At 54.8% G+C, this 26,312-nt stretch carries 23 protein-coding genes; 7 read left to right on the forward strand and 16 right to left on the reverse strand.

The features are described from left to right. Nucleotides 1-173 precede the first annotated feature (173 nt). The 3 genes from BUB13_RS06580 (at nt 174) to BUB13_RS06590 (ending at nt 4,153) form a co-directional block, all read left to right on the forward strand. A complete protein-coding gene (locus tag BUB13_RS06580; RefSeq protein ID WP_072907000.1) occupies nt 174-1,883 on the forward strand; it encodes a sensor domain-containing diguanylate cyclase in 1,710 nt (569 codons plus the stop codon). Between the two features lie 174 nt (nt 1,884-2,057). Next, on the forward strand, nt 2,058-3,620 hold the full coding sequence (locus tag BUB13_RS06585; protein WP_072907002.1) for a bifunctional aminoglycoside phosphotransferase/ATP-binding protein: 1,563 nt from the start codon (nt 2,058-2,060) through the stop codon (nt 3,618-3,620). Between the two features lie 77 nt (nt 3,621-3,697). Continuing rightward, nucleotides 3,698-4,153: a hypothetical protein gene (locus BUB13_RS06590; RefSeq protein WP_072907004.1), complete on the forward strand. Its 456-nt coding sequence runs from the start codon at nt 3,698-3,700 to the stop codon at nt 4,151-4,153. 84 nt (nt 4,154-4,237) lie between these two features. Here the strand turns inward: BUB13_RS06590 and BUB13_RS06595 are convergent, their stop codons facing one another. Beyond that, nucleotides 4,238-4,642 carry a CoA-binding protein gene (locus BUB13_RS06595; RefSeq protein WP_072907006.1) on the reverse strand — a complete coding sequence of 135 codons (405 nt, stop codon included), beginning with the start codon at nt 4,640-4,642 and terminating at the stop codon, nt 4,238-4,240. A 61-nt stretch (nt 4,643-4,703) separates the two neighbouring features. Next, nucleotides 4,704-5,477, reverse strand: coding sequence for a 4Fe-4S binding protein (locus BUB13_RS06600; protein WP_072907008.1), 774 nt, complete (start codon nt 5,475-5,477; stop codon nt 4,704-4,706). 181 nt (nt 5,478-5,658) lie between these two features. On the opposite strand from BUB13_RS06600, the gene BUB13_RS06605 reads away from it, so the two are divergent. Together BUB13_RS06605 and BUB13_RS06610 are read left to right on the forward strand one after the other, a co-directional pair. Then, entirely contained in the window at nt 5,659-6,111 is a 453-nt protein-coding gene (locus tag BUB13_RS06605; RefSeq protein WP_072907009.1) for a chemotaxis protein CheX, read from the forward strand. Nucleotides 6,112-6,148: 37 nt separating this feature from the next. After that, on the forward strand, nt 6,149-6,607 hold the full coding sequence (locus BUB13_RS06610) for a chemotaxis protein CheX (protein ID WP_072907011.1): 459 nt from the start codon (nt 6,149-6,151) through the stop codon (nt 6,605-6,607). Nucleotides 6,608-6,684: 77 nt separating this feature from the next. Here the strand turns inward: BUB13_RS06610 and BUB13_RS06615 are convergent, their stop codons facing one another. The 14 genes from BUB13_RS06615 to BUB13_RS06680 form a co-directional block, all read right to left on the reverse strand. Next, a complete protein-coding gene (locus tag BUB13_RS06615; RefSeq protein WP_072907013.1) occupies nt 6,685-8,100 on the reverse strand; it encodes an NADH-quinone oxidoreductase subunit N in 1,416 nt (471 codons plus the stop codon). After that, a complete protein-coding gene (locus BUB13_RS06620; protein ID WP_072907015.1) occupies nt 8,097-9,584 on the reverse strand; it encodes a complex I subunit 4 family protein in 1,488 nt (495 codons plus the stop codon). Before BUB13_RS06620 ends, BUB13_RS06615 begins: the two co-directional genes overlap by 4 nt. After that, nucleotides 9,581-11,440 (reverse strand): NADH-quinone oxidoreductase subunit L, encoded by a 1,860-nt coding sequence (nuoL, locus tag BUB13_RS06625; protein WP_072907016.1) that lies wholly within the window; start codon nt 11,438-11,440, stop codon nt 9,581-9,583. The genes BUB13_RS06620 and nuoL overlap by 4 nt, the downstream gene beginning before the upstream one ends. After that, nucleotides 11,440-11,745 (reverse strand): NADH-quinone oxidoreductase subunit NuoK, encoded by a 306-nt coding sequence (gene nuoK, locus BUB13_RS06630; protein WP_072907018.1) that lies wholly within the window; start codon nt 11,743-11,745, stop codon nt 11,440-11,442. The genes nuoL and nuoK overlap by 1 nt, the downstream gene beginning before the upstream one ends. After that, nucleotides 11,742-12,266: an NADH-quinone oxidoreductase subunit J family protein gene (locus BUB13_RS06635; protein WP_279625970.1), complete on the reverse strand. Its 525-nt coding sequence runs from the start codon at nt 12,264-12,266 to the stop codon at nt 11,742-11,744. Before BUB13_RS06635 ends, nuoK begins: the two co-directional genes overlap by 4 nt. Then, complete coding sequence (gene nuoI / locus BUB13_RS06640) at nt 12,263-12,793, reverse strand: NADH-quinone oxidoreductase subunit NuoI (protein WP_072907019.1); 531 nt, start codon at nt 12,791-12,793, stop codon at nt 12,263-12,265. The genes BUB13_RS06635 and nuoI overlap by 4 nt, the downstream gene beginning before the upstream one ends. 3 nt (nt 12,794-12,796) lie before the next feature. Further along, nucleotides 12,797-13,789: an NADH-quinone oxidoreductase subunit NuoH gene (nuoH, locus tag BUB13_RS06645; protein ID WP_072907021.1), complete on the reverse strand. Its 993-nt coding sequence runs from the start codon at nt 13,787-13,789 to the stop codon at nt 12,797-12,799. After that, nucleotides 13,782-16,136: an NADH-quinone oxidoreductase subunit NuoG gene (nuoG, locus tag BUB13_RS06650; RefSeq protein WP_072907023.1), complete on the reverse strand. Its 2,355-nt coding sequence runs from the start codon at nt 16,134-16,136 to the stop codon at nt 13,782-13,784. The genes nuoH and nuoG overlap by 8 nt, the downstream gene beginning before the upstream one ends. A 19-nt stretch (nt 16,137-16,155) precedes the next feature. Continuing rightward, a complete protein-coding gene (nuoF, locus tag BUB13_RS06655; protein WP_072907025.1) occupies nt 16,156-17,430 on the reverse strand; it encodes an NADH-quinone oxidoreductase subunit NuoF in 1,275 nt (424 codons plus the stop codon). Further along, nucleotides 17,427-17,939: an NADH-quinone oxidoreductase subunit NuoE gene (gene nuoE / locus BUB13_RS06660; protein ID WP_084091812.1), complete on the reverse strand. Its 513-nt coding sequence runs from the start codon at nt 17,937-17,939 to the stop codon at nt 17,427-17,429. Before nuoE ends, nuoF begins: the two co-directional genes overlap by 4 nt. 115 nt (nt 17,940-18,054) lie before the next feature. Beyond that, on the reverse strand, nt 18,055-20,436 hold the full coding sequence (locus tag BUB13_RS06665; RefSeq protein ID WP_072907027.1) for an NADH-quinone oxidoreductase subunit B/C/D: 2,382 nt from the start codon (nt 20,434-20,436) through the stop codon (nt 18,055-18,057). Beyond that, nucleotides 20,433-20,795, reverse strand: a complete 363-nt coding sequence (locus tag BUB13_RS06670; protein ID WP_084091824.1) for an NADH-quinone oxidoreductase subunit A — start codon at nt 20,793-20,795, stop codon at nt 20,433-20,435. The genes BUB13_RS06665 and BUB13_RS06670 overlap by 4 nt, the downstream gene beginning before the upstream one ends. Nucleotides 20,796-20,999: 204 nt before the next feature. Then, nucleotides 21,000-21,434, reverse strand: a complete 435-nt coding sequence (gene rnhA, locus BUB13_RS06675; protein ID WP_072907029.1) for a ribonuclease HI — start codon at nt 21,432-21,434, stop codon at nt 21,000-21,002. A 48-nt stretch (nt 21,435-21,482) separates the two neighbouring features. Then, entirely contained in the window at nt 21,483-21,710 is a 228-nt protein-coding gene (locus BUB13_RS06680; RefSeq protein ID WP_244151838.1) for a hypothetical protein, read from the reverse strand. A gap of 432 nt (nt 21,711-22,142) precedes the next feature. On the opposite strand from BUB13_RS06680, the gene gdhA reads away from it, so the two are divergent. Both gdhA and BUB13_RS06690 read left to right on the forward strand, forming a co-directional pair. After that, nucleotides 22,143-23,492: an NADP-specific glutamate dehydrogenase gene (gdhA, locus tag BUB13_RS06685; RefSeq protein ID WP_072907033.1), complete on the forward strand. Its 1,350-nt coding sequence runs from the start codon at nt 22,143-22,145 to the stop codon at nt 23,490-23,492. Nucleotides 23,493-23,646: 154 nt separating this feature from the next. Then, nucleotides 23,647-26,241 carry a PEP/pyruvate-binding domain-containing protein gene (locus BUB13_RS06690; protein ID WP_072907035.1) on the forward strand — a complete coding sequence of 865 codons (2,595 nt, stop codon included), beginning with the start codon at nt 23,647-23,649 and terminating at the stop codon, nt 26,239-26,241. The last annotated feature ends 71 nt before the right edge of the window (nt 26,242-26,312 follow it).

Here is a 26,312-nt window from a genome sequence, read left to right on the forward strand (position 1 = left end):
ACACGCCGCAGATAGGTCGGGATAGAAAACGAGCTCCTGAACAATCGGGAGCTCGTTTTGCTTCTGCGACCATTATTGTAAAATTTAAATATCTTGCTATCATAGTGCGTCCACTTTCCAATAAAAAACAGTGCACCCTTTGACTCTCAGCTGACTGCTTGTCGAGGTCCTTCATGCGTCATCCATCACTGCGTACAGTGCTTATCTTCCCCTATGTGACACTGGTCATAATCCTCGCATTAGCCATCGGGGCCCTCTCTTATCAGACGGGAAGTCAGGCTGTTCGGACCGTGGCGGAACACCTGCTGGAGGAAACCGTCAACCGCATCGGCCAAGCGATCGAACGCCATGTCGTCGGCTCTGTTGCAACGCTGGAAGCGGCTTTTCCCAACGGCATGCTGGCACCGAAAAACATCGAAACAGATTTCGACGATATGCGGACACGTTTCTGGATTGCTACTTCACTGCACATCGATCCGAACAATTATGTTTACTACGGCAACCTGGATGGTCAGGCGATCGGACTCTATCGACGCTCTTTTGAAGAGGGAGAGCTACGAGTAAAATATTTCCCGGAGGAACACCGCAAACGTTACCGGATCGACGGCATCAACGGTATTCCGGTATTCGAATCGACCGAAGCAGCCCTTTTCGACCCACGCCATCGCCCCTGGTTCCAGGCCGCCCAGTCGAGCGACGAAGACATTTGGACATCGGTTTATATTGACTTCGGCACCCAGGACTTGGTCGCCACCCGCGCCCGTCGCGTTCTCGATAAAAATGGCGAACTTCAAGGGGTTGTCGCCACAGACATGCCACTGACAGCCCTGAACGATTTTGTCGGAACCCTGGATATTTCGCCGAATGGCACAGCTTTTATCATTGAACCGAATGGACTGCTGATAGCATCGTCCAGCAGCCCCAACGTCAAACAACTGGAAGACGGCAGCAATCGCAGGATCAATGCAGCAGACAGCTGTAACTCTCTGTTGCGGGAAATCTATCAGCAGATTCAGCCGCAGCTGGAGCAACCGCTCGCCAGCGGCAGCGTCAAAACGGCTTTTTTCACTGATACCCAGGGGGAACAGATCAATGTCGCCTTTGCCTCTTATGAAGATCAGGCAGGCCTGCGCTGGATCAACGTCGTTGCCTTGCCGGACCGTGATTTCATGGGAGGAATCAGCAACAACGTCATGCGCACTCTGTTCCTCGGTTTTCTTGCCACTATTATTGTGGTTTTTATCGGCCTCTCTATTCTCAACTGGGTGACCGGCGATCTTAAACAGCTGTCTATTGCCGCCAACCAGATCGGTAGCGGCAGGCAGCAAGCCCCCCTGGACATCCGGCGCAACGATGAAATCGGCACCTTGGCGAAAAGCTTCCAGGCGATGCAATACCGCTTGCAAACCGACCACCTGACCGGCCTGCCAAACCGTTACGCGTTTGAGCAAAACCTCAACGCCGCGATTGAGCGCTATCAGCAGGATGGTACCCCCTTTGCCGTGATGTTTATCGACATCAACGATTTCAAACTGATTAACGACCGTTTCGGCCACGATGCCGGGGACCAGGCCCTGATCGAAATTGCTCTGCGCCTGCGGACTCATATCCGTAAACAGGACTTGGTTGCCCGCTATGCAGGCGACGAATTTGTTGCCCTGCTGGATGGTGTTTTCTCGAACGAAGATCTGGAGCCAATCCAGAAAAATATAGAACAAGCACTGGCAACCCCCCTGCAGGCGGCAAAATCGACGATCACCTGTCTTGGTGGCGCAATCGGCGTTGCTCATTTCCCCGACGATGCCGACAACGCCAAAGACCTGCTGATCCTCGCTGATGACAAGATGTACACCCACAAGGCCGATTGCAAAAAGCAGTCTTAGCTCTTTTCCTATCCATTTTTCAGGGGCTCGCGAACAGTTGCGGGCCCCTGTTTGCCATCAGCCCAGCACTCATCCTGCTTAAAAAACAGCGACTCGTTGCCTTCAGCGGCAGATCGATTAAGCTATAAACAGTGCTCTCACTCCCACTTCACCTGAAACGGCAGGAGAAGCGGCATGAAAAGAAACCAGGAGATTCTGGTCAAGTCCCTGCACAGTCCAGCTTTTTACCCCCATCCCGTCGAACGGGTGAAGCTGGTCGAAACCCACATCTCTTTCATCTTCCTCGCCGGGAACTACGCCTACAAGTTGAAAAAACCTGTTAATTTCGGCTTTCTCAACTATTCGACCCTGGAGCAGCGACGGCATTTTTGCGCGGAGGAGCTGCGCCTCAATCGACGCTTTGCACCGGAGCTTTATCTCGATGTCGTCAGTATCGGTAACACTCCGGCAGAACCGATCCTTAATGGCCTCCCCGCCATCGATTACATGGTCAGGATGCACCGCTTTCCCCCACAAGATGAACTCGACCAGATGCTTGTGGAGGAACGCCTGACAGCCCAGATAATGGAGCAGTTTGCCGAATACCTGGCGAGTTGCCATCAGCACGCCCCAGAGGTCACGACCAACAGTAGATTTGGCACCGCTGCTGCCATTCACCAACCAGAAATGGAGAACTTCAGCCAGATCAGACCTCTACTCGACGATCCCCGGCATCAAGCCCAGCTGGACCGACTGGAAGCATGGACAGAAACAACACACGAGCGTTTGCGCGACCAGCTGGAAGAGCGCAAGACGACAGGTTTCATCCGTGAATGCCACGGTGATGTACATCTGGCCAACATGCTCTGGCATCAGGGAAAACCGCGCCTGTTTGACTGCATCGAGTTCAACGATAACCTGCGCTGCATTGACCCGGTTTGCGACTATGCTTTTCTGTTGATGGACCTGGCCGATCGTGGAACTAAAGAGCTGGGCGGATATTTCCTCAACCGCTACCTGCAGCAAAGTGGCGATTTTTCCGGGCTGGCATTGCTCAATTACTACTGCTGCTACCGGGCGATGGTCCGGGCTAAAGTTTTCTGTCTGCGTTTGCAGCAAAGCGGCGTAAGCGAGGAAGAACGGCAGCGGGATGCCCAGCTGCTGGAAAGCTACCTTAAACTGGCCGAGGACTACAGTTCAGACCGGCCACAAGCGCTGATCATCTGTCACGGTTTTTCTGCCTCCGGCAAATCGACCTGCGTCCGCCAGTTAGCGCCGAGACTTGATGCCATCAGTATCAACTCGGATATCGAGCGCAAACGCCTTTTCGGCTTCACAGCTACCGCCAAAAGCCATTCCGCCCCTGCTGGAGGAATCTACACTCAGCAGGCTAACGAAAAAACCTACTCCTGCTTACTGGAGCAGACAGCAAGAATCATCGAAGCAGGCTTCCCGGCAATCATCGATGCCACTTTCCTGCGGCAATCCCGGCGACAGCAGGCTGAGGCTCTGGCTGAATCGTTACGGGTCCCATTTATCATCCTCGATTTTCCACTACCTGAGGTGGAGTTGTTTCGGAGGGTGGAGCAGCGATCGCAGCAGAACGGGAAAATTTCAGAAGCAGATGCTACGGTGCTCAGCCAGCAACTGGCAAAAAATCAGCCACTGTCAGACCGGGAACAGATAAAATGCATAAAGGTTTTGTCTGAATCTTCACTGGATGAGATCGCCGGACGGATAGCAAAATTGGCCCGGTAAAGAAAAAGCGCTTTTGGAAGTATGCTAAGCTACTTGATGAAAGCAATGAACGGAACCTTCTTTCCAGGGAAACGACCATGAAGATATGCTTGCGTTACCTTGCGGCCCTGGCGATCATCTTTGCCATGACCGGTTGCATCAGCACACAGTATTTCCGGGAACGCCGAATCACGACCAACCTGGACGCTTTCAATTCATTCAGTGCGGAAACTCAGGGCAAAGTGCGAGATGGCCAGATCGATATCGGTTTCAGCGAGATGATGGTCTACATTGCCTGGGGAAAAGCAGACCAGGTTTTCACCCGGACAACCAAGCAGGGGGAGGCTACGGTCTGGGCCTACACCGGCACACGAATCAAAACAGAGAGTGAATGGGTGAGCATTCCTGTCCGCGTGGTCGATAGAGACGGTCACTCCGTTATCAGGTATCGCAGAGCCTGGATCGATAGAAACACGGAGGAAGAATACACCCTGGCCCGGGTTGAGTTCATCGATGGGATTGTCAGTGCGATCGAACAGTTGAGTCAGAAATAAGAGTTCCTGCTCGCCTTCATGCCCGCCATCGACAAGCCCAGAAGCCCGTTCGGCATGGCAGGCAGGAAGCAAAGCCGCTATCCGCTAGTGATTACCGAAGCCGAGTTCGACCAACACGCAGGTGCCGCCGTAAATCACGTTGATCCCCTTCTCCCGGCAGAACTCGACGGCCGCCGGACTTTCCGCTCCCGGCTGCATCCATACATTTTCGATTCCCTTGGTAGCAGCCATCTCAACCACCTTTTCCGTGACCTGCGGCGGGGTGATCACCGAGATACTCTTAACCTCATCCGGCAACTCAGCCACGCTGGCAACACAGGACAGCCCTTCAATCTCCGCCTCTTTCGGATGCACCGGAACTACTTTGCGATTATTTTCCAGATAGCAGCGCAGCACCTTGTTACCAAACTTGCCAGGGTTACTCGACGCACCGACCACGCCAATCACTGGCGACGTCAGGAATGTATCCACCTGCTGTTTTACTGACATTTCTCTCTCCTTTTAAAAGTCCGTGCTCCCCATCCAGGTTAAATCATAGCGCACTGCAGGGTTAGAGGAACAGGCTCGGCTCTTTCCGCGTACTGCAATTTTTGATCAGCAACGCTCGCCGTTCCTGGATGACGGGATGAACCATGGCTCTTGCCCCGGTCGGACAGTTTTTTGCGCAGGCGCAGCACATCAGACAATCTTCCGCTCTGGTGATCACCTCTCCACCGACGTCAATCACAAAGGTCGGGCAAACTTCGGCACATCGGCCACAAAGAGTACAGGTTACAGGATTTGTTATCGGAGCGATGCCACCGAACTGCACACGCTCACGGTAGGGACGATCACCGGCGATCTCCGGGTGATCCAGACTCCCGGCAGCAAGTTTTTCTGCCACCTGACGGCCGAAAATCTGCGCCATCTCCAGGTCTTGCTTATCGGGGCGACCGACTGCAATCGGCTGCTCAGTCGTTGAGTAGGAATGCTCGCCGATAAAAGCCGCGGCCGCGATCACCTTGAATCCCGCCTCTGAAACAACATCATTCAACTCAATAAGTGCATCTTCGTATTCCCGGTTGCCATAAAGAGCGACCAGCACGGCTGGCACACCTGCAGCGGAGAAACCAGCCAGCCTCTGCAGGCAAACTTCCGGAACCCGGCCGGCATAGACCGGAATACCGAAAATCACGGCACCATTCTTTATTTCGACGGCCTGTGATTTCTCCTGCAAAGTTAAGTCGAAAATCTCGTTCTCTGCACTCCCGATTGCGGAAGCAATGGTTTCAACAATTTTACGAGTTGTTGCCGTCGGCGAGAAATAGATCTGTTTCAGCTGCATAATGAAAACCTTCCAGCGGTAAGAAAAAAGGGATCAAGGGTCAATTTTGCACATTCAAACAGGTGTTTCAAGGTGAAAACTTTGCAATGAGGGGGAGACAAAACGGATTAACTGTGTATAATGTTCAAGTTGGTAAGATTCACTATCGAGACAACTCCTTAAGTTGACAGAGGGGAATCGAGTGGGACTCGAACAGACAATTATCGACGCAACGAAAGATATTTTCGTCAATATGATCATGATGGGCGCAACTCCAGGCACCCCATACCAGGGAAAAGGTGAAGCCCTTATCGACAGCGTTACCGGCATGATCAATTTAGCTGGTTCGCACAGCGGCCTTCTGGCGATTCACCTGCCAACACAGGCCGCGCTGGAGGTCAGTGGCTCCTTTCTGGACCTTGAGATCGAAGAACTGGATGATGATGTCCTCGATTCGATCGGAGAACTCGCCAACATGCTGGCAGGAAACATCAAGGCCGAGCTTGACCCGACCGGCAGCAGCATCCAGCTTTCCATCCCGACGACAATGCACGGCGATCAGTACAATATCGAGCGGATCGCGGGCACTAGCAGCCTTTGCGTTCCTTTTTATCTCGATGACGGCGACTTCGTCATCGAGCTGCAACTGACCTGAATTTGACTTGATATTTTAATTCTGCACGAGGCAAAACGTGGATATTGCAAAATACCTGATTGAATCAACGGAAGAAGTTTTCAACACCATGATCTTCATGGAAGTATCAACAGAAGGGTGCATGAGCGAGGGGAAGGAATCGATTTTCAGTCACTTCTCAGCAATGATCGGTCTTTCCGGCGACCTGATGGCGATGATCAGTATCCACTGCGACGCCTATATCGCCATGGACATTGCCGGAGCCATGCTCTGCACTGAGTTCGACGATGTCGATGATGATGTCAAGGACGCCATGGGTGAAGTTGCCAACATGCTCGCTGGTGGCATGAAATCTCGATTGCTTGACGACAACATCGACACCACCCTGGCGATCCCGACCACCGTTATGGGCAAAGGCTACAGCATTTCGTCACCGAAACGGGGCAACCGGGTCGTCGTTCCCTTCGATTTGACACAAGGACGTTTTTTCGTCGATATGAAATACAGCATGCAATAACTGGAAGCAGAAACTGTCCAAACAGAAAAAGCGGGCCATAGAGCCCGCTTTTTCTGTTTGGACCGGTAAGAGAATGATTAAGGCAGCAGAGTCATAATCAGGTCGAGCAAAGGTCCGGGATAAATCCCGAAAAAAAGTGTCGCCACACAGCAACCAGCCAGCAACACAAACTCCTCTCCACTTCCAGAGCGCAGTTGATGGGCATCCCGTTCCTGCATGAAGAGAACGATGATGGGACGCAGGTAGTAGTAAAGCGAAACCAGCGAAGCAAAGACTCCGATCAGCGCCAGTTCTAAATAACCATGTTGCAGGGCCGCATGGAAGATGCCGAATTTACCGAAGAAGCCAGCCAGCGGCGGCACCCCGGCCAGAGACAGCATGAACAGCGCCAACGCCGAGGAGCGCCGTGGGTGCAAATAACCGAGACCACGCAGGTCGTCATAATTTTGAACTTCCCCATCTTCCAACGCCCAGGAGGTGATAACGCCGAAAGCACCGAAGGTGGCAAAAGAATAAACCACCAGGTAGAAAAGCAGTGCCTGGCCACCATCTGCACCGCCGATCAGCAGGGCGATCAACAGGTAGCCCATGTGGGTGACGGACGAGTACGCCAGCATCCGTTTCAGGTTGGTCTGGCTCAATGCAGAGAAAGTACCGACCAGCATGGTCAGGATCGCCAGCAGCCAGAGGACCTGTTTAATTTCGCCCCCCGCAACACCTAAACCGTCAAGCAACGGCAGAAAAGCAGCCAACACGGCACCTTTGGCCGCGGTCGCCATTACCCCGCCGACCGGGGCCGGCGCTCCCTGATAAACATCAGGCGTCCAGAAATGAAATGGCACCAGCGAAATTTTAAAACCGATCGCCACCAGCATAAGCGCCCAGCCAGCCAGACCGAGCGGCCGCATAGCACCATCAACCTGCAATGCGGCCAAGGCTTCAGCAATATGCAATGTCCCGCTTGCGGTGTAAATCAAAGCAATGCCAAAAGCGATAAAGCCGGTTGCCACAGCACCAAAAACCAGGTATTTCAGCCCCGCCTCGGCCCCCAAATTATCGACCCGGTTGAAGGCGATGAGAATATAGAGCACCAGCGTAAATGCTTCAAGCGACAGGAACAGACCAAGGAAGGATGTTGCCGCCGAGAGCAGGCTCATACCGGTTCCGGCGAACAGCAGCAGCGAGGTATATTCCCCCCCGCCATACCTGTGCAGGTCAGCGTAGCGCCCGGAGAGCAGCAGTGTCGCCGCTATCACCAGTGACCAGGCAATGGTGCAGAAGCGAGCGTAGAGCGAAGTGCTGAACATCCCGGCCACCTCAGCAACCGGAGGCTCCACTGTTCCAGCGATAAAAGCTGCACCAAGGGCCAATACCAGCCCGGTCAGCAGCCAGAGGCGACGGTTGCGAACCCAGGCACCGGCAACCAGGACAACCGTTGCGCCGAGCACCATCAACAGTTGCGGCAGCAGGGCTTTCAGTTCCAGAAGACTCATGGACGACCTCCCTGCAGCAGCGCTGTTACCGGTTCACGAATCGGGTCGAGAAGCGGCTGCGGGTAACAACCGAGCCAGACCACCAACAGCGCCAGTGGAATCAGCAGAAGCCATTCGCGCGGTAACAAATCTTCTTTTTTCATCGGTTCGCGACATGGACCCCAGATCACACCCTGAACCAATCGCAACATATAGGTCGCCGAGAGAAGGACCCCGATCACAGCAATTGATGCCCAGACAGGCTTGCTGGCAAAGGTGCCGATCAGAATCAGAATTTCACCAGCGAAGTTGGCCAAGCCAGGAAGTCCGAGAGACGCCATGGCAAAGAGCAGGAAGAAGGCCGACATCTTCGGTTGGCTCTGCCACAAACCTCCCATGTTTGCCAGATCATTGCTGCCGGTTCGCTGCCGTACCAACGCCAGCATGACAAACAATGCCGCGCTGGTGATGCCGTGATTGACCATCAGCAAAAGGCTTCCTTCCCAAGCGGTCTGATTCCATGCGGCAAGGCCGAGGATAACGAAACCGAGGTGGGACACCGATGAATAAGCAACCAGTCGTTTAATATTGGTCTGTTTGAAAGCGATCGCCGCGGCGTAAAACAACCCGATCAGGGCCAAAAGAGCCAGCACCGGCAGCGACATTTCCGCCGCATTCGGGAAGAGCGGGAAAGCGAAACGGATGATGCCGTAAACCCCGGTCTTCAGTACCAGCCCGGCCAGATCAACCGAACCGGCCGCAGGGGCCTGCTCGTGCGCATCCGGCAACCAGGCATGAAAGGGGAACAACGGGACCTTGACAGCAAATGCCGACATGAAGCAGATGTAAAAAATCAGCTCCTGCGTCAGAGACAGTTCAGTCTGCTTCAATGCATCGAGGGCAAAGGTATAAACCCCGGTCTGATCACCATGCAGCAGGTAAAGGCTGATCATTGCCAGCAACATCAACAAGCTGCCGGAAAGGGTGAAAAAGAAAAATTTAACCGCCGCGTAAACCCTTCGCTGCTGGCCCCAGACACCGATCAGAACAAACATCGGGATCAGCATCAGCTCCCAGAACAGGTAGAAGAGCACCAAATCGAGAGCGAGAAAAACACCGAGCACCGCTGTCCCGAGCATCAGCACCAGAGCGTAGAAGAAGGCCGGATGATAATCGATCTGCCAGGAGATCAGCACCGCGATGACCTGCAGGAAGGCGGTCAGGATCACCAACAGTAGAGAGATGCCGTCAAGTCCCAAGGTGTAACGGATACCGAAGCGCTCAATCCAACTGTAGTCCTCATACAGCAGCCAGCCGCTGGAACCTGTATCGACGGAAAAGGCGATCCAGAGGGCGATACCCAGCAGTACGACATTGAACAGCAGGGCTGCCCAGCGACAGGCATTCGCCGACTTGCGCAACAGCAGGCAGAGCAGCACCCCGGCCAGTGGTAACCAGAGCAGAAGGCTCAGCAGTGGGAATTGTGTTGAACTACCGGCAATCATTTGGCCACCGCTTTCAGTAGAAACCATCCGACAATCAGCAGAAAACCCCAGGCAAATCCCTGCAGGTAGCGCGGAATCTTGCCGTCCGACAGCGCCCGCAAACTGCGACTCCATCCCTGACTGCCGGACGCCAGGCCATCAAGCACACCGTTGATCACTCCCATTTCACCCCCCTGCCAACAGAAGCGACAGAACAGGTCGAACGGCCGGACCAGCAAACGATCGTACAAAGCATCGACGTACCAGGCTGAGAGCAGAAACTCGCTGGCCCGGTTGTATTCAGGCCCAGAGTAGGTCCGGTAGCGAAAATGGGCAATCAGCCAACCGATGACGAAAACACCGACTGCGGTAGCAATCAATTGATATTCAGTTTGCAATGACAGGTGCAGGATATCGTTTTCCCGCCCGAACCAGCCACTCAGCCAGGAATGTCCCCCGAACAGGTGCGGCAGATTAAACAGACCGGCGCCAAGCCCGAACAGCGCCAACAGCGGCAACGTCCAGACCATCAATTTGGGCAGGCTGTGGGGATGGGCTTCACCGCGATAGTCCCCGGCAAACACCAGGTAGGCAAGACGAAAGCTGTAAAATGAAGTCAACAGTGCGGTCAGCACGCCCAAGCCGTAAATAGCCAAGTGGAAAGAATCGCCGTGCGCATACGCGGTAGCCAGGATCAGATCCTTTGAGAAGAAACCACCGGTCAGTGGCGCTCCGGCAAGACAGAACAATCCGGCCATGAACAGCCAGAAAACAGGCTTGGAAAACTTGCGCATGCCCCCCATCTCGAAGATATCGTTTTCATGGCCGGCCAAGTGGATCAGGCAACCAGCACCCATGAACAGCAGCGCTTTGAAAAATGCGTGGGTCAGCAGATGGAACATCGCCGCGGAAACACTTCCAACGCCGACCGCCATGAACATGTAGCCGACCTGGCTCATGGTCGAGAACGCCAGCACCCGTTTGATCTCGCGCTGGCAGAGGGCACTGGTAGCGGCGTACAGTGCGGTGAGCGCGCCAACCAATGCGATCGCCCCCATGGCGATTGGCGACAGCGACACCAGCGGGAACAAACGACATAAGAGATAAACACCGGCGGTGACCATGGTTGCAGCGTGAATCAGCGCCGAGACAGGCGTCGGACCAGCCATGGCATCCGGCAGCCAGCTCATCAACGGCAGCTGTGCGCTTTTGCCACAGGCACCACCGAGCAGCAGCAGGGAAATAATGGTGACGACAGTCGGATCGATCTCCAGCACCCGGCTGTTGATCTCCTCGATACCGATAGTGCCGAGCAGGGCAAACAACCAGAGCACGGCGATGGTGAAAAACAGGTCGCCAATCCGGGTGACGATGAACGCTTTACGTCCGGCATCAGCGTTTTCGCTCTTGCGGTACCAGAAGCCGATCAGGCCGTAAGAGCAGAAACCAACACCCTCCCAGCCGAGGAACATCAATAGCAGATTGTCAGCCAGGACAATCATCAGCATGGCAAAAACGAACAGGTTGAGCAGGGCAAAGAAGCGCACCTGGTCCTCATCCTCTTCCATGTAACCAGCCGCGTAAAGATGAATCAGGCTGGCGACGCCGGTGACCATCAACGCCATCGATGAAGACAGAGGGTCAAACAACAGGCCGACATCGGCGCGGAAACCGCCGCTGTTCAACCAGGTAAAGAGCGTTGTCCGTGCACCTTCCGCGGCTTCCGGCAGCATGCCGAGACAGGCGAGAAAGCTGCCGATCACTGCTCCGCTGGCGAGAATCGCCGGGACCGGTCGCGGCAAACGACTGCCGAAGCAGGCGTTGAACACGCCGCCGATCAACGGTAATAAAATTATCGCTGCGAGTAACTGAGCCATCAGCCCCTCATCTCATTGAAAGAGCGAACATCCACAGAGTTCTTGCGCCGCTGCAGATAAACCACCATCGCCAGAGAGATCGACACTTCGGCGGAGGTCATCGCCATCAGAAAAATCACCATCATCTGCCCATCAAGATTCTGCCAGAGAGCGGACGCACCGACAAAGGTCAGGCCGACGGCGTTGAGCATAACTTCAACCCCGATCAGGATCATGATCAGGTTGCGCCGGGCAAGAACACAGATCAGCCCGAGAGTAAAGAGGATGATCGAAAGGACCAGAACATGCTCCATCGGCACGATCATACGACATCCTCCTCATCTCTCATTTTATCCGGGCGACCAACATAGAAAGCCCCTACCGCGGCAAACAAAAGCTGAAAAGATGCGATCTCGACTGCCAGCGCGTACTCTTTGAACAGGGCGTAACCGAAATCGCGCGGACTCGCGTGCCAGCGCGGAGCTTCCTGCGCGGTAGCGGGGTCGAGACCGGTCAGCAACATGGTGCAACTGGCCAGGGCAACCGCCAGCAGCACAACAGGCACCCACTGGCCACGCGTTGCGACCAGACCTTTCTCCGCTGAACTGGGAGAAAGCTTGAGCATCATGATGATAAACAGGAACAGTACCATGATCGCCCCGGCATAGATGATCAGCTCCCAGGCGGCCAACAGCGGCGCACCGAGCAGATAGAAAAGCAGGGCCAGGGCGAAGAAGCTGTTCACCAGGTAGATCACCGCGTGCACCGGGTTGCTGCGAGTGATTGCCAGCGCGGTTGCAATAACGGCGATAGCGCCAGCCAGGTAAAAGGTCAGTGTCGCCATCATGGCAGCAAGTCCTTTACATCAACCGGGGCCGATTCGCTCGGGTTGGTGCCACGCGGGGCAGCCACACCGATCCCGGCCTGCCGGTAAAAGCTGTATTCATCGTTGTGACCACAGTGATCAACCAACAAATCGTCCTTTTCGTAAACCAGCTTGAGCGGGTCCCGTTTGGAAATCTCGAAATCACTGGTCACCTGGATGGCCAGAGTCGGACAAGCCTCGGTACAGAGACCACAAAAGATGCAACGGGCGAAATTGATGCGGAACCAGCTCGCATAACGGCGACCATCCTCCGCCTCCGCTGCCTGCATCGAGATGCAATCGACCGGGCAGGCGCCACTGCAGAGGTGGCAGGCAACGCAACGCTCCTCGCCATCCGGATCACGGGTCAGAACCAGCCGTGCACGGTAGCGCTCCGGCAACTCCGGCATCTGCTCCGGGTACTGCACCGTCACCGGTTTGCGGAACATGTTGCGAAAGGTCACCCAGAACGGCGGGAAAAACCCTTTTATGTCACGTAACAGTGGCATCGACTATCCCATCCCCAGCAAAATGGCGCCGGTCACCAGCACATTGAGCAACGCCAGTGGCATCAGCACCTTCCAACCGAAATTCATCAACTGGTCGTAACGCAGTCGTGGCAAGCTGCCGCGCACCCAGATAAAGAAGAAACAGATCGCCAGCACTTTGACCATGAACCAGACAATACCCGGCAGCCAGGGGCCGTGCCAGCCACCGAGAAAGAGAACCGTCAGCATCGAGCTGAGAATTACCAGGTTGATGTACTCACCAACGAAGAACAGACCGAAACGCATTCCCGAGTATTCGGTATGAAAACCACCGACCAGCTCGTTCTCCGCTTCCGGCAGGTCGAAAGGAATCCGCTTGCTTTCGGCGAATATACTGATCAGAAAGATCAGGAACGCCGGTGGATTAAGCAAGGCAAAAGGAATCGTTTCCTGCGCCATGACAATGGCGGTCAGCGAAAACGATTTGGCCATCATCACCACCGGTACCACCGACAGCCCCATCGCCAGTTCGTAGCTGATCAGCTGTGACAAACCACGGATACTGCCGAGCAGCGAGTATTTCGAGTTCGACGCCCAGCCCCCCAACGCCAGTCCATAGCCGGCCAACGAAGACAGGGCGAGAAAATAGAGCAGGCCGATGTTCAGGTCGCAGATCACCAGCGGCAATTTCTGATCAAAAATTTCCAGTGTCGGGCCGAAGGGGATGACGGCGAAGGTTAGCAACGCAGTCAGTGCCGACAGGCCGGGGGCGATCAGGAACAGGCCACGGTCGGCCGTCGCAGGGATAAAATCCTCTTTGGTCAGCAGCTTGATCAGGTCCGCCATCGGCTGGATCATGCCGCCAGGGCCAGCCCGGTTCGGTCCGTAACGCAGCTGCATGCGCGCGAGAATCTTGCGCTCGGCCAGCACCAGGTAGGCCGCCATCGACAGGACCACGGCAAACACCAGCACCAGCTTGATCAGGATCAGGGCCAGCATGACAAATTGATCAACCATGGCTCATCCCCGCATGAACTTTACAGAAACTGAGTTTCCCGCCGGGAACCAGCTGCTGAAATTTTGGGCCATTTTCTACCAAGGCACAGCCGATAGCCATCTTATCATTACACTTCAAGGTCAAGTTAAAGGGGCCTTCAACCGTATCAAGCACCACTTTTGCGCCGTCCTGCAGACCACGTGCAGCCGCATCCTGCGGGTGCAACTGGACACATGCCTCGGTGAAGCGGGGCTGCAGTTTTGCCGAATACCGACTGAGCAGATCACTACCGTAGCGCGCTGGAGTCACCACCAGTTGCAGGCTTTCTTCAGGAGCCGCAGGTATTTCATCCGTGTAGATGCAACGCTCATCGACATGCGCCACGCGGCAGGACACACCGCCCGGCTGCAATGTCTCAAAATCGATCAATCGCGGTACGGCGGTTTTCATCTTTTCTCGCAGCGTTGGCAGATCGGTCGCTTCACCAAGCAGTTGCTGAAACAGCTGCCAACTCGGTATCGGATCACTGCCGGGCGCAACATCGATGAACTCCCGTGGCGGATGATTCCCCTCGCCGGTTACCGAAATCGGCAGGCGCGGTTTGATCACCGGGGCGAACAGCTGCTGACGACCCTCGTTGTTGATGAAGGTTCCTTCCGACTCTACCGGTGCGGTGGTTGGAATAAACAGATTCGCGTGCACACTTAAAGGAGTCGGCAGGTAGTCGAGCACCACCAGCTCTTCCAGCAGACTCAGGGCTTTGGCGAAACGCTCGTTATCTGGAGCTTCAAGCAGCGGGTCGGTCTCAACGCAAACCAGCATTTTGATGCGCTCGCTCTCAAGTCGTGTGAGCAGATCGTCCTGCTCAGGCAAGCTGAGTAGCGCAGCACCAAAGCTGTTGGCACCACCAAGCAGCGGGTGCACCAGGCAGTTGCGCTGATCGTTCGAAGCTGCGGCAGCAATTTTTTTCAAACGCAACATGCCACCGGCACCCAGCATCAAACCACCGGCGACAAGAACCGGGCGCTCAGCTCCGCGTAGCAAGTCAACCAACTGCTTCGACTCGACAGAAGTTCCATCGAGCAGATCAAGCAATTCTGTCGGCGAAACCGTCTGCTTTTCGAAATCGCAGGGCAACTCGACCGGACGCGGATCAAAAACTTTGACTTTACCGCCGCTGCGAACAGCTTGACGCAGTGCGACACCAAGCATCGGCGCTTCAGCCAATGGATCGGCGCCGATGGCAACGACCAGGTCACTCTGCCGCACTTTCTCCAACGAGCAGAGACGATCGGCCAGATCAAAGGCAGCCACCTGCGCCGCCTGATGACGCGGCAGATGTGCTGACAGAAGCGGCGCACGGCAACCGATCTCTTCGGCCCAGCGCTGCAACAACCAATTGGTCTCCAGGCTGGCACGGTTGGAACCGAGCAGCAAAACCGATTCCGGCCCGTGCTGGTTGATCAATTCGCGCGCTTTGACATCAAGCTGCTGCAAAGCTTCATCAACCGTCAATTTCCATGATCCCCGGGTTGCCTGCCTTGGTCGCTCCGGGTGATTGACGTAGCTGCTGCCGAAGCGGCCGCGATCACAGATAAAGAAACCGTTGACTTTTTCGTTGACGCTGCTACGCACCCGCTGCAGTTCACCATAACGGCCGCCGGGAACCGTTGAACAACCGAGGGAACAGTGCGGGCAGATTGACGGCGCTTCCTGCAGATCCCAGTAGCGGCTCTTGAAACGGTAAGTTTTGTCGGTAAAAACACCTGTCGGACAGGCATCGACGATGTTGCCGGAGAAATCGCTCTCCAGCGTGCCATCTTTGAAGCGACCAAAGAAGACCCGGTTGCGCGACCCCATGACGCCGAAATCCTTGCCGCCACAATAATCTTTGTAGGTTCGCACACAACGGTAACACTGGATGCAGCGGTTCATTTCCTGGGCAATGAAGGGCCCGAGCTGCTGATTGTTGTAAGTCCGTTTTTTGCCGGTGTAGCGTCGCAAACCGTGGCCGGAAGCAATCGTCATTTCCTGTAGCTGGCACTCGCCGCCTTCATCACAAACCGGGCAATCGTGCGGATGGTTGAGCATCAGCCATTCGCTGACCCGCGCACGGAACTCGACCGACTGTTGATCATCGGTGGTGACCACCATCCCCTCTTCTGCTTTGACCAGGCAGGACATTTTCAGGCCCTTGAAGGTTCCTTCAACGACGGTAACCGCACACATCCGGCACGCACCCACGGCCCCGAGCGCTTTGTGATAGCAGAAATGCGGGATAACAATCCCCAACTGCTCGGCAGCTTCGAGGACGGTGGTGCCGTCGGGAACGGTCACCTGCTGGTTGTCGATGGTCAGTGTCGGCATAAATCTCTTCTACATCGCATTAGTCACGAAACGGGCAACAACCCTTTTCGATATGATCCACAATTTCCTGTTCGAAATGCATCAGCAATCCGGCCACCGGCCCCATTGCCCCTTCAGCGAGGGCGCAGAAGCTGTTGCCGGAAATATTTTTCAACTGGTCTTTGAGCATCTCCAGGTGCTCAGGGGTCCCTTCACCGTTTTCGATGGTCTCCAGCAGCCAGCGCATCATGGTCAAGCCGTCTCTGCAGGGGGAACACCAGCCGCAGCTCTCGCGGGCGAAAAACTGGATCAGGTTCAGTGTTGCAGCGACCATGCAGGTCTGATCATCGAACGCAGTCACACCTGCTGTGCCGTAGCGGCTGTCGACCTTTTCCAGGCTGTCAAAGTCGAGGGCGACATCCATGTGCTCGGCGGTCAAATAGGGCGTTGATGCCCCACCCGGCAGACAGGCCTTGAACTTGCGCCCACCACGCATACCGCCTCCGTAATTCTCGACGATCTCGCGCAGTGGAATCCCCACCGGCAGCTCAAAACATTCCGTAACATTCAAGTGCCCCGAAAGCCCGTACAACTTGGTCCCTGAGCTGCCCGGCGTCAGCGCCAGGTCGCGAAACCAGAGCGCGCCGCCGTTGACGATATGCGGAATATTGGCAATGGTTTCAACATTGTTGACCGTTGTCGGTCGCCCGAACAGACCACGTGTCGCCGGAAAGGGCGGCTTCATGCGCGGGTTTGGCCGCTGGCCTTCAAGACCGTTGAGCAACGCCGTCTCTTCACCGAGGATGTAACGCCCGGCACTGCCATGCACCAGCAACTCAAAATCAAATCCGCTACCGAGGATATTTTTGCCGATGTATCCCGCCGCCTTCGCTTCCTCAACCGCTTTGCGCAGGTACTCAGCTTGCCGTTCGTAAGCATAGCGAATGAAGATATAACCGACATCGGTCTGCAGTGCATAAGCGGAGAGGATCATCCCCTCAACCAGCTGATGTGGATCGGCCGCAAGCAGGACACCATCTTTATAGGTTCCCGGCTCCATCTCATCACAGTTGCAGACCAGGTATTTCGGACCCGGCGCATCGGACGGGAAAAATGTCCATTTCACCCCGGTCGGAAATCCGGCTCCACCGCGCCCGCGCAGGCCCGACTCTTTCACCAGGTTGCGAATCTCATCCGGACTCGACTTGGTGAGTGCTTTCTCCAGTGCAGAGTAGCCGCCGGTGGCTTTATAAGCCTCCATGAAGACGGTCTCGCCGGGGCGGCGATTTTTAAACAGCAGCTGTGGTGTACTCACTCAGATGCCTCCCGACGCAAGCGCTCGATCAGTTCATCAACATCGTCAGCGGACAACGGACCGTAATGCCGCTGATGAATCATTACCGCCGGCGCCTGGCCACAGACGCCGAGGCAACAGCTTGGCAAGAGGGTGAACAAACCGTCTTCTGTTGTCTGGCCGAACGCGATGCCGAGCTTCTGTTGAAACAATTCGGCCAACTCTTCACCGCCGTTGCTCCAGCAGCAGATCGAATCACAGATGTGGATCGGGTAGCGGCCGACCGGACGACGGAAAATCTTGTCGTAAAAGGTCGCCACCTCTTCCACATCGATCGGCTCCAGCCCGAGGATGGTCGCGGTCAGCTCAACCCCTTCATCCGGCACCCAGCCATGGTTCTTCTGGATTGCCCGCAGCACGTCAATCACCAACTCGCGAGGGTGTTCCAGCTCACCAGCGTGGGCGATGAAATAAGCCAGCCCATTTTCATCGAGCAAACCGACCGAATCTATTTTTTCTTCCTGCGCCATATCAATCCTCTGCAAAATTGGCACATTCTGTTCACATAAAATAATTTGTTCAAAAATTTAGAAAAAATGGTTTCCTGAACTTTTCTTTCTCAGGGCCGATAAAACGGCACCATCATCACCTGTCCAGATCCGCGAGAATAAAATCAATGGACCCAATATTTGCGATCAAATCTGACACCAAAACACCCTGACAGATCCAGCTCATCGCCTGCATATGAGCAAAGGACGGGGTGCTGATCCGGCAGCGATATGCGTTGCTACCGCCGTCACTGACCAGGTAGTAACCACACTCCCCTTTGCTCGATTCGGTTGCCCGGTAGACTTCGCCGAAGGGAGCCGCCGGACCATTACTGACATTTACGAAATGGTGGATCAGACTCTCGATATCATGCAGGCCGTCGCCCCGCTGTGGATAACAGTAGCGGTAATCGTCGCTCATCCAGCGCCCGCTCGGCATTTCACTGCAGGCCTGTTTGACGATGCGCAGCGACTGGCGCAACTCTTCCAGCCGCACGCTGTAACGGGCAAAACAATCGCCATCTTTGGCCGTCGGGATATCAAAATCGAAATTTTCGTAGCCGCTGTACGGCATCTTACGGCGCAGGTCCCATTCCAGGCCACAGGCCCGCAGGTTGGCGCCGCTGAAACCCCAATCGATCGCTTCTTCAAGTTTTACCGCTCCCACTCCCTCAGTACGGGCGCGGAAAATGACGCCATCGGTCAGCATGCTGTCGAGCTCATCGATCTGCTTGGCGAAATCCTTGGTGAACCACTCAACCTTCTCTTTCCAGCCTTCCGGCAGATCAAGAGGCAGACCGCCGATGCGGAACCAGGAGGGGTGCATTCGCCCACCGGTGATCATCTCCATGATTTCGAAGATTTTTTCGCGCGCTTCAAAGCAGTAGAAAACCGGGGTCATGGCACCGACGTCATGGGCAAAAGAACCGAGCCAGACCAGATGGTTGGCGATGCGATAAAGCTCGCTCAGCATCACCCGCGCGTATTCAGCCCGTTTCGGCACCTGCACGCCGAGCAAGGTCTCCAGCGAGTTGAGGTAGGCGAGGTTGTTCTGCACACCGGAAATGTAATCGATCCTATCAGTGTAGGGGATGAACTGTGCCCAGTGTTGACGTTCGCCGATTTTTTCGGCACCACGGTGGTGATATCCGAGATCGACATCCATGTCGGTGATCTCTTCACCGCTCATCCGCAGCACGATGCGCAGAACACCGTGGGTCCCCGGGTGGTGCGGGCCCATATTGAGAACCATGGTGCCGTCGTCGGCTCCTTCAAGGGGGACCAGCTTGTCACCATCGAGGGGGATGTAAACAGCGGCATCGTCGGCGGTGAATGCCGGCATTTCAGTTGCGCGGCCCGGGTACTCCTTGCGCAGCGGGTGTCCTTCCCACTCCGGTGGCATCAGGATACGGCGCAGATCGGGATGGTCAGCGAACTCAATACCGAACATGTCGTACACTTCACGTTCATACCACCCAGCCGAAGGCCAGATACTGGTAATACTTGGAGCCACCGGTGACTCTCCCGACAGCGGAACCTTGATCCGCAGGTAACCGGGACCTTCAAACGTCAAGAGATGGTAAACCATGGTAAAGCGATGATTAGGTTTGCGCTGGCGCTGGCTCTCATCGACAGCGGTCAGGTCCTCCAGTCGTCGATATTTCTGACTGCTTTCATGTTTGAGGAAACTGAGCAAATCGCGCAGCAATTCCGCCTGTACCGTCAGCACCGGCATATCGGCGGCAAGCGGGTCGCGCGTCACCTGTCCGGCGAACCGCTCCTCGACTTCACGGTAGAGTTGCCCGGTATGGTCGGGGAAGACCTGCTTCGGCTGCGGCGGCCGCCAGTTGACCTTGGTTCGGTCACCGGGAAAGATCGGTTCCTGCTGCACTGTTCCGCGAATTGGGCAACCGTTGTATCCCGGACCACGGGTATCCCGGCTCTTGCTCACACCATCGACCAGAGGTGGAACAACTGTGCCCTCGGTGCCGCCTGTCATGCCAAGAACTTTGCGTGCAGGCTGTTCTTCGTTGACGATTTTTTTCTGCAACTCGAGCAGACCATGCAGAAAAGCTTCCGGCCGGGGTGGGCATCCCGGCACATAGACATCGACCGGCAGCAACTGGTTGACGCCTTGGATGACACTGTAAACGTCGTACATGCCACCGGAGTTGGCGCAGCTACCCATCGCCATCACCCACTTAGGGTTCGGCATTTGCTCGTAAACCCGCAGAATCGAAGCGCCCATCTTTTTAAACGGGGTGCCTGAAATGATCATCAGGTCCGCCTCACGCGGGGTCCCGCGCAAAACCTCGGCACCGAATCGGGCCAGGTCGTGACGCGAGGTCATGCTGGTCATCATTTCGACGAAACAACAGGAGAGGCCGAAAAACATCGGCCAGAGGCTGTTTTTGCGCCCCCAGTTGATCAGGTCATCGAGCCTGGTCAGGATTACGCCCTGCGGCAATTTTTCGTTCATCCGCGCCTCCGGGCCCAAACCCGCTCACGTTTAGCATTGCTTCCCCAGTCAAGCCCGCCCATTTTCCACAGGTAAACCAGACCGAGGAAGAGAACGACAATAAAGAAACTGATCTGCCAGAAACCGGCCCAACCAAGCAGATCGTAAGCAACGGCCCAGGAAACAACAAAGACCGCTTCGAGATCGAAAACGATAAAAAAGATAGCGACAAGATAGAAAGGAACCGGCTGGCGCAGGCGCGAATCACCGCTCGGAAGAATCGCCGACTCATAGGGCTGATCTTTTACCTCCGTCGAAGTGCGTTGCCCCAGGTAACGGGCAAGAAGCATCAACAGCCCGATCAGGCCGGTCGCAATCATGGCATAAAGCCCAAGGGTCAACACTGCATCAGGAGCAGGATTCCCAGTCGTTGCCAGAGTTGTCACTGCCGAGTCAACACCAGACAAAATGTTCTCCAAAATAACAAGACAAATACAATCAGGACAAAGGCTTGTGCACAGTCTACCACAACGGCTTGCACAAAAAAGTACCAGTGATTTATTTCACAAAAAATTTAGTTATTACTAAACATTAGCCGAGGAGATAGCTGCCCGCGCCAGCTCGTCGCAACGCTCATTCTCTTCATGCCCGGCATGCCCCTTGACCCAGACCCATTCGACCTGATGATCTTTGATAGCAGCCAGCAAACGCTCCCAGAGATCGCGATTAGCAACCTCCTCCTTTTTCGAATTTTTCCAGCCTTTACGCTGCCACCCCTCAATCCACTCGGTGATCCCTTTGACCAGATATTGTGAATCGGTTGTCAATTTCACCTGGCAAGGGCGCTTCAGCGCCTCCAATCCGACAATCGCCCCGAGCAACTCCATGCGGTTATTGGTGGTTTCCGGATCAAAACCGGAGAGTTCTTTGACATGCTCACCGTAGCGCAGAATGGTCCCATAGCCACCCGGCCCGGGGTTGCCGGAACAGGCACCATCAGAAAAAATTTCAACAAGCATCAAGGCTCCAGAGATCACGCAAAGTAGAGGTCATAGCAGCAACAGACATTATGCAGGGCGCCTCCGGCCAACTTCCAACAATTCCCGTTCATTCTCGGGATACATGGCTAAAGACTTCTCCAAAAGAGCCTTCAGCTCAGGGAGATAGGGGCAATCGGGATTGAATGCATAAAGCCGGGTATTGCCAACCATTCGGCTATAGAGCACTCCACCCGCTTCCAGATTCTCAAACTGATTCTGGATCGAGCGCAAATCGGTGGCAAAAAACTTCGCCACACCCCGTGGATACCCTTCCCCTCGGGCATAAACGTACAGAAGCACATTTTCTTTATTTATTGTTCCAAACAGCGACTCAAGCATTCAACCACTCTGACGTATACGCTTAGTCTTTTGACGTATTTTTTTAGTCAATCTGCCACAGATAGGGCTCTTCTTTCAAGACAAAACCGCACAGAACCAAATCAAAGAACCGAATGGACCAAACTGAGTATTTTAAAAACTCATAAAATTGACTATTAAACTCACGGAAAACATTACAACAAAAGAAGAAGAGCAGGAAAAAAACAGAAAGCCTATATTTTATGCACTCTATGCTCTTTTTTTAATCATAGGCTCGCTTGTTGCATGAAATACATAGCATGTCAAAACAGGGCAGAAAAGACTTTTCTCTATTTTGCCTATTTTTTAATCTCTACAGCAGGAGGAGTCATGTCACCGTCTATCGATGAAAAAGTTGAACCAATTTACAAAGAAGTTCTCGACCGCAATCCGGGTGAAGTCGAATTTCACCAGGCTGTCCGCGAAGTCCTTGAATCCCTCGGTCCGGTTCTGGTCAAGCACCCTGAATACGCCGATCAGAGAATTATCGAACGGATCTGCGAGCCAGAGCGCCAGATCATTTTCCGCATTCCCTGGGTTGACGACAATGGCACCGTCCAGATCAACCGTGGCTTCCGTGTCGAATTCAACAGCTCCCTCGGACCCTACAAGGGCGGGCTGCGCTTTCACCCTTCAGTCTACCTCGGCATCATCAAGTTCCTCGGCTTTGAACAGATCTTCAAAAATGCATTGACCGGCCTGCCAATCGGTGGCGGCAAAGGCGGCTCTGACTTCGACCCGAAGGGCAAATCGGACGGTGAAGTGATGCGCTTCTGCCAGAGTTTCATGACCGAGCTCTACCGTCACATCGGCGAGCACACCGACGTCCCGGCCGGTGACATTGGCGTTGGCGGTCGTGAAATTGGCTATATGTTCGGCCAGTACAAGCGCATCACCAACCGCTGGGAAGCCGGCGTGCTGACCGGCAAGGGCCTCGATTGGGGCGGCTCACTGGTGCGCACCGAAGCAACCGGCTACGGTGCCGTCTTCTTTGTCGATGAAATGCTCAAAGTCCGCAACGACTCTTTTGATGGCAAAACCTGCGTTGTTTCCGGCTCCGGCAACGTTTCCATCTACACCATGGAAAAAATCGCTCAGCTCGGTGGCAAGACCGTGGCCTGCTCCGACTCCAATGGCTACATCTACGACGAAAAGGGCATCGACCTGGATCTGGTCAAGCAGATCAAAGAGATCGAGCGACGTCGCATCAAACACTACACCGACGTCCACAAGCATGCGAAGTACATCTCCAAAGGCAACATCTGGGAAGTCCCCTGCCAGGTTGCCATGCCGTCCGCAACCCAGAACGAGATCAACGGAAAAGACGCAGAGTTGCTGGTCAAAAACGGCTGCATCGCCGTCGGTGAAGGTGCCAACATGCCGACCACCCCGGAAGGCGTCAAAGTCTTCCTCGATGCGAAGATCGCTTATGGCCCGGGTAAAGCAGCCAACGCTGGCGGTGTCGCCACCAGCGCTCTGGAGATGCAACAGAATGCCAGCCGCGACTCCTGGACATTCGACTATACGGAAGATCGCCTGCGGCAAATCATGCGCAACATCCACAACACCTGCTACAGAACGGCCGAAGAATACGGCGCTCCCGGCAACTATGTCACCGGTGCCAACATTGCCGGCTTCATCAAGGTTGCTGAAGCGATGGTCGCATTCGGCGTCATCTAATTTCTGGTCTCAGAACAGACAATCAGGTCCGGGGTTTTCCCGGGCCTGATTGCTCATTGCAAAACACCCCAGCCCGAACTCCTTGCCGTATGCACTAAAAGTAGGCAAACTGGGCAAGCAAAATCATCGACATGAAATTAACAGGGAGAAATGCATGCAGACGGCAGGCTATGTTTCAACAGGCTACAAAGGGCTGGACAACATTCTTGATGGCTTGCGCATTGGAGATAACGTTGTCCTGAAGGTCGATTCGATCGAGGACTATCGCTATTTCGTCGTCCCCTATGTTGACCAGGCACTGGTTGATGGGCGAAATGTCATCTACATGCGCTTTGGTGATCACGAGCCACTGCTGGACCCCTCTCCCCATATAAAAATTTACGAGTTCGACCCGCGGCAGGGCTTCGAGATCTTTGCCACCAGAATCCACCAGGCCATCACCGATGAAGGCAAGGAAGCTTTCTATGTTTTTGATTCATTGTCTGAGCTTCTTTCCGCGTGGGCAACTGATCACATGATCGGCAATTTCTTCCGCGTCACCTGTCCCTATCTGTACGAGCTCGACACCGTCGCCTATTTCGGCCTGATCCGCAAACATCATGCCGTACGGACCATTGAAAGGATCCGTGAAACAACCCAGGTTTTAATCGATGTCTTCAACCACGATGGGCATTTTCACGTCCAACCCCTGAAAGTGTGGCAACGCAGCTCACCAACCATGTTCCTGCCACACCGAAAACAGGGAGAAATGTTCTTTCCGCTTGCCAACAGTTTTGAAGCGACCGACCTGTTAAGCTCCCGATCGGCCCGCCAGGAAGAAAGCTCTTCACGCCAGCTCGATCACTGGCACCGCCTGTTCATTCAGGCCGAGCAGTTGTTCGAAAGCCCTGCGACCGAGCTGGAGCAGGCGCACATGGTCAAACATATCTGCCGTCACATGATCGGACGTGAAGAACGCATCCTCGGACTCAGCATCAGAAGCTTCACGCTTCGCGACCTGCTTGACATCAAGACCAGACTGATCGGCACCGGTTTTATCGGTGGCAAAGCGGTCGGCATGCTGCTGGCGCACAACATTCTCAAACGGCAACAGGACTTTGACTGGAACCATCATCTGGAGCCCCACGACTCCTTCTATATTGGGTCGAACGTCTACTACTCCTACATCGTCCATAACAATATGTGGCGACTGTTCATGAAGCAAAAAACCCAGGAAGGCTACTTCTCTGCGGCCAGCGAACTGCGCAAAGAAATGCTGATCGGCAACTTTCCGGAAGCGATCCGCGAAGGCTTCCGCAAGATGCTCGATTATTACGGCCAGTACCCGATCATCATCCGTTCCAGTTCGTTGCTGGAAGACGGCTTCGGAAACGCCTTTGCCGGCAAGTACGATAGTTTCTTCCGCGTCAACCAGGGCAGTCCGGAAGAGCGGCTGGAACAGCTTGAGGATGCCATTCGCCGGGTTTTTGCCAGTGCCATGAGCGAAGACGCTCTCACCTACCGACTGCAACGCGACCTGCATGAACAGGATGAGCAGATGGCGCTGCTGGTGCAGCGGGTCTCCGGATCTTATCACCACCACTACTACTTCCCGGAGCTTGCCGGGGTCGGCGTCTCCTACAACACCTTCGTCTGGGACAAAGACATGGATCCAAAGGCGGGCATGCTGCGTTTGGTGCTCGGACTCGGCACCCGCGCTGTCGACCGTGCTGAAGGAGATTATCCGCGGATTGTTGCCCTCGATGCGCCACTGAAGCGGCCACACAAAGGTTTTGAGGACACGCGCAAATTCTCTCAGCGGGATGTCGACCTGCTCAACATCAACGACAACTGCATGGAAACGATCTCACTGCTCAACCTGACGACGCACGATGTTAAAATTCCCTGGCGCAACTACGCTGTGCAGGATAAAGAAACGATGCAACTGCTGAAGCGCCGCGGGCGAAAGCAGGATATCTGGCTGCTCACTTTCGACCAGCTTTTCTCCGACAACAACTTCTCCGACTTGATGCAACGCATGCTGAAAACTCTGGAAGAGTCCTATGACTATCCTGTGGATGTGGAGTTCACCGTCAACTTCACCACGGACCGGGTGGCCAAAATCAACGTTGTGCAATGTCGCCCGCTGCAGACCAAAGGGGCCGACCATGAGGTCGTAATTCCAAAACAGGTTCCAGAAGAAAGAACCTTCTTCAGGACAGAAGGGAACTTTATGGGAGGCAACATCTCCCAACCGCTCAAGTGGGTTATCTGGGTCGACCCGGCTGAATACAGCAAGCTGCCACTGGCCGACAAACATGAAATAGCCCGACTGATCGGTCGACTCAACAAACGGATTGCCGACAAGGTTGACAGCCCGACCCTCCTCCTCGGCCCTGGCCGCTGGGGCACATCAACTCCGGCGATGGGCGTACCAATCTCCTTCTCCGAGATCAGTAATCTGTCAGCGATTGCCGAGGTTGCCTTTACCAGCGGCAACCTGATGCCGGAGCTGTCCTTCGGCTCACACTTTTTTCAGGATCTGGTCGAAGCAGACATTTTCTACCTGGCGTTGTTCCCGGAAAACAAAACCTGCTTCCTCAACAACCGTTGGCTGGAACAGCAATCAAACTCTCTGGAGGGACTGACACCGGCAGGGGCACGCTACAAGAGTGTTGTGAAAGTCATCCGCGTGCCGGAAAAGAACCTTCACCTGATGGCGGATGTCGTTTCGCAGCAGCTGATCTGCTGCTATCAGCAAGAAGGCTGATCAGCGACTGCAATGGGCCGAAAAACAACGATGATGGATTGCGTAAAGCTGCAGAATTTCATCATCTTCGA

It is taken from the genome of Malonomonas rubra DSM 5091 (assembly GCF_900142125.1).
GTDB classification, from domain to species: Bacteria; Desulfobacterota; Desulfuromonadia; order Desulfuromonadales; family Geopsychrobacteraceae; genus Malonomonas; species Malonomonas rubra.

Bases quoted from the DNA above. Each gene is read 5' to 3' on its own strand.
- BUB13_RS06580 (WP_072907000.1), top strand. From the start codon at position 174: ATGCGTCATCCATCACTGCGTACAGTGCTTATCTTCCCCTATGTGACA.
- BUB13_RS06585 (WP_072907002.1), top strand. From the start codon at position 2,058: ATGAAAAGAAACCAGGAGATTCTGGTCAAGTCCCTGCACAGTCCAGCT.
- BUB13_RS06590 (WP_072907004.1), top strand. From the start codon at position 3,698: ATGAAGATATGCTTGCGTTACCTTGCGGCCCTGGCGATCATCTTTGCC.
- BUB13_RS06595 (WP_072907006.1), bottom strand. From the start codon at position 4,642: ATGTCAGTAAAACAGCAGGTGGATACATTCCTGACGTCGCCAGTGATT.
- BUB13_RS06600 (WP_072907008.1), bottom strand. From the start codon at position 5,477: ATGCAGCTGAAACAGATCTATTTCTCGCCGACGGCAACAACTCGTAAA.
- BUB13_RS06615 (WP_072907013.1), bottom strand. From the start codon at position 8,100: ATGAGTCTTCTGGAACTGAAAGCCCTGCTGCCGCAACTGTTGATGGTG.
- BUB13_RS06620 (WP_072907015.1), bottom strand. From the start codon at position 9,584: ATGATTGCCGGTAGTTCAACACAATTCCCACTGCTGAGCCTTCTGCTC.
- nuoL (WP_072907016.1), bottom strand. From the start codon at position 11,440: ATGGCTCAGTTACTCGCAGCGATAATTTTATTACCGTTGATCGGCGGC.
- nuoK (WP_072907018.1), bottom strand. From the start codon at position 11,745: ATGATCGTGCCGATGGAGCATGTTCTGGTCCTTTCGATCATCCTCTTT.
- BUB13_RS06635 (WP_279625970.1), bottom strand. From the start codon at position 12,266: ATGATGGCGACACTGACCTTTTACCTGGCTGGCGCTATCGCCGTTATT.
- nuoI (WP_072907019.1), bottom strand. From the start codon at position 12,793: ATGCCACTGTTACGTGACATAAAAGGGTTTTTCCCGCCGTTCTGGGTG.
- nuoH (WP_072907021.1), bottom strand. From the start codon at position 13,789: ATGGTTGATCAATTTGTCATGCTGGCCCTGATCCTGATCAAGCTGGTG.
- nuoG (WP_072907023.1), bottom strand. From the start codon at position 16,136: ATGCCGACACTGACCATCGACAACCAGCAGGTGACCGTTCCCGACGGC.
- nuoE (WP_084091812.1), bottom strand. From the start codon at position 17,939: ATGGCGCAGGAAGAAAAAATAGATTCGGTCGGTTTGCTCGATGAAAAT.
- BUB13_RS06665 (WP_072907027.1), bottom strand. From the start codon at position 20,436: ATGAACGAAAAATTGCCGCAGGGCGTAATCCTGACCAGGCTCGATGAC.
- BUB13_RS06670 (WP_084091824.1), bottom strand. From the start codon at position 20,795: ATGATTGCGACCGGCCTGATCGGGCTGTTGATGCTTCTTGCCCGTTAC.
- rnhA (WP_072907029.1), bottom strand. From the start codon at position 21,434: ATGCTTGTTGAAATTTTTTCTGATGGTGCCTGTTCCGGCAACCCCGGG.
- gdhA (WP_072907033.1), top strand. From the start codon at position 22,143: ATGTCACCGTCTATCGATGAAAAAGTTGAACCAATTTACAAAGAAGTT.
- BUB13_RS06690 (WP_072907035.1), top strand. From the start codon at position 23,647: ATGCAGACGGCAGGCTATGTTTCAACAGGCTACAAAGGGCTGGACAAC.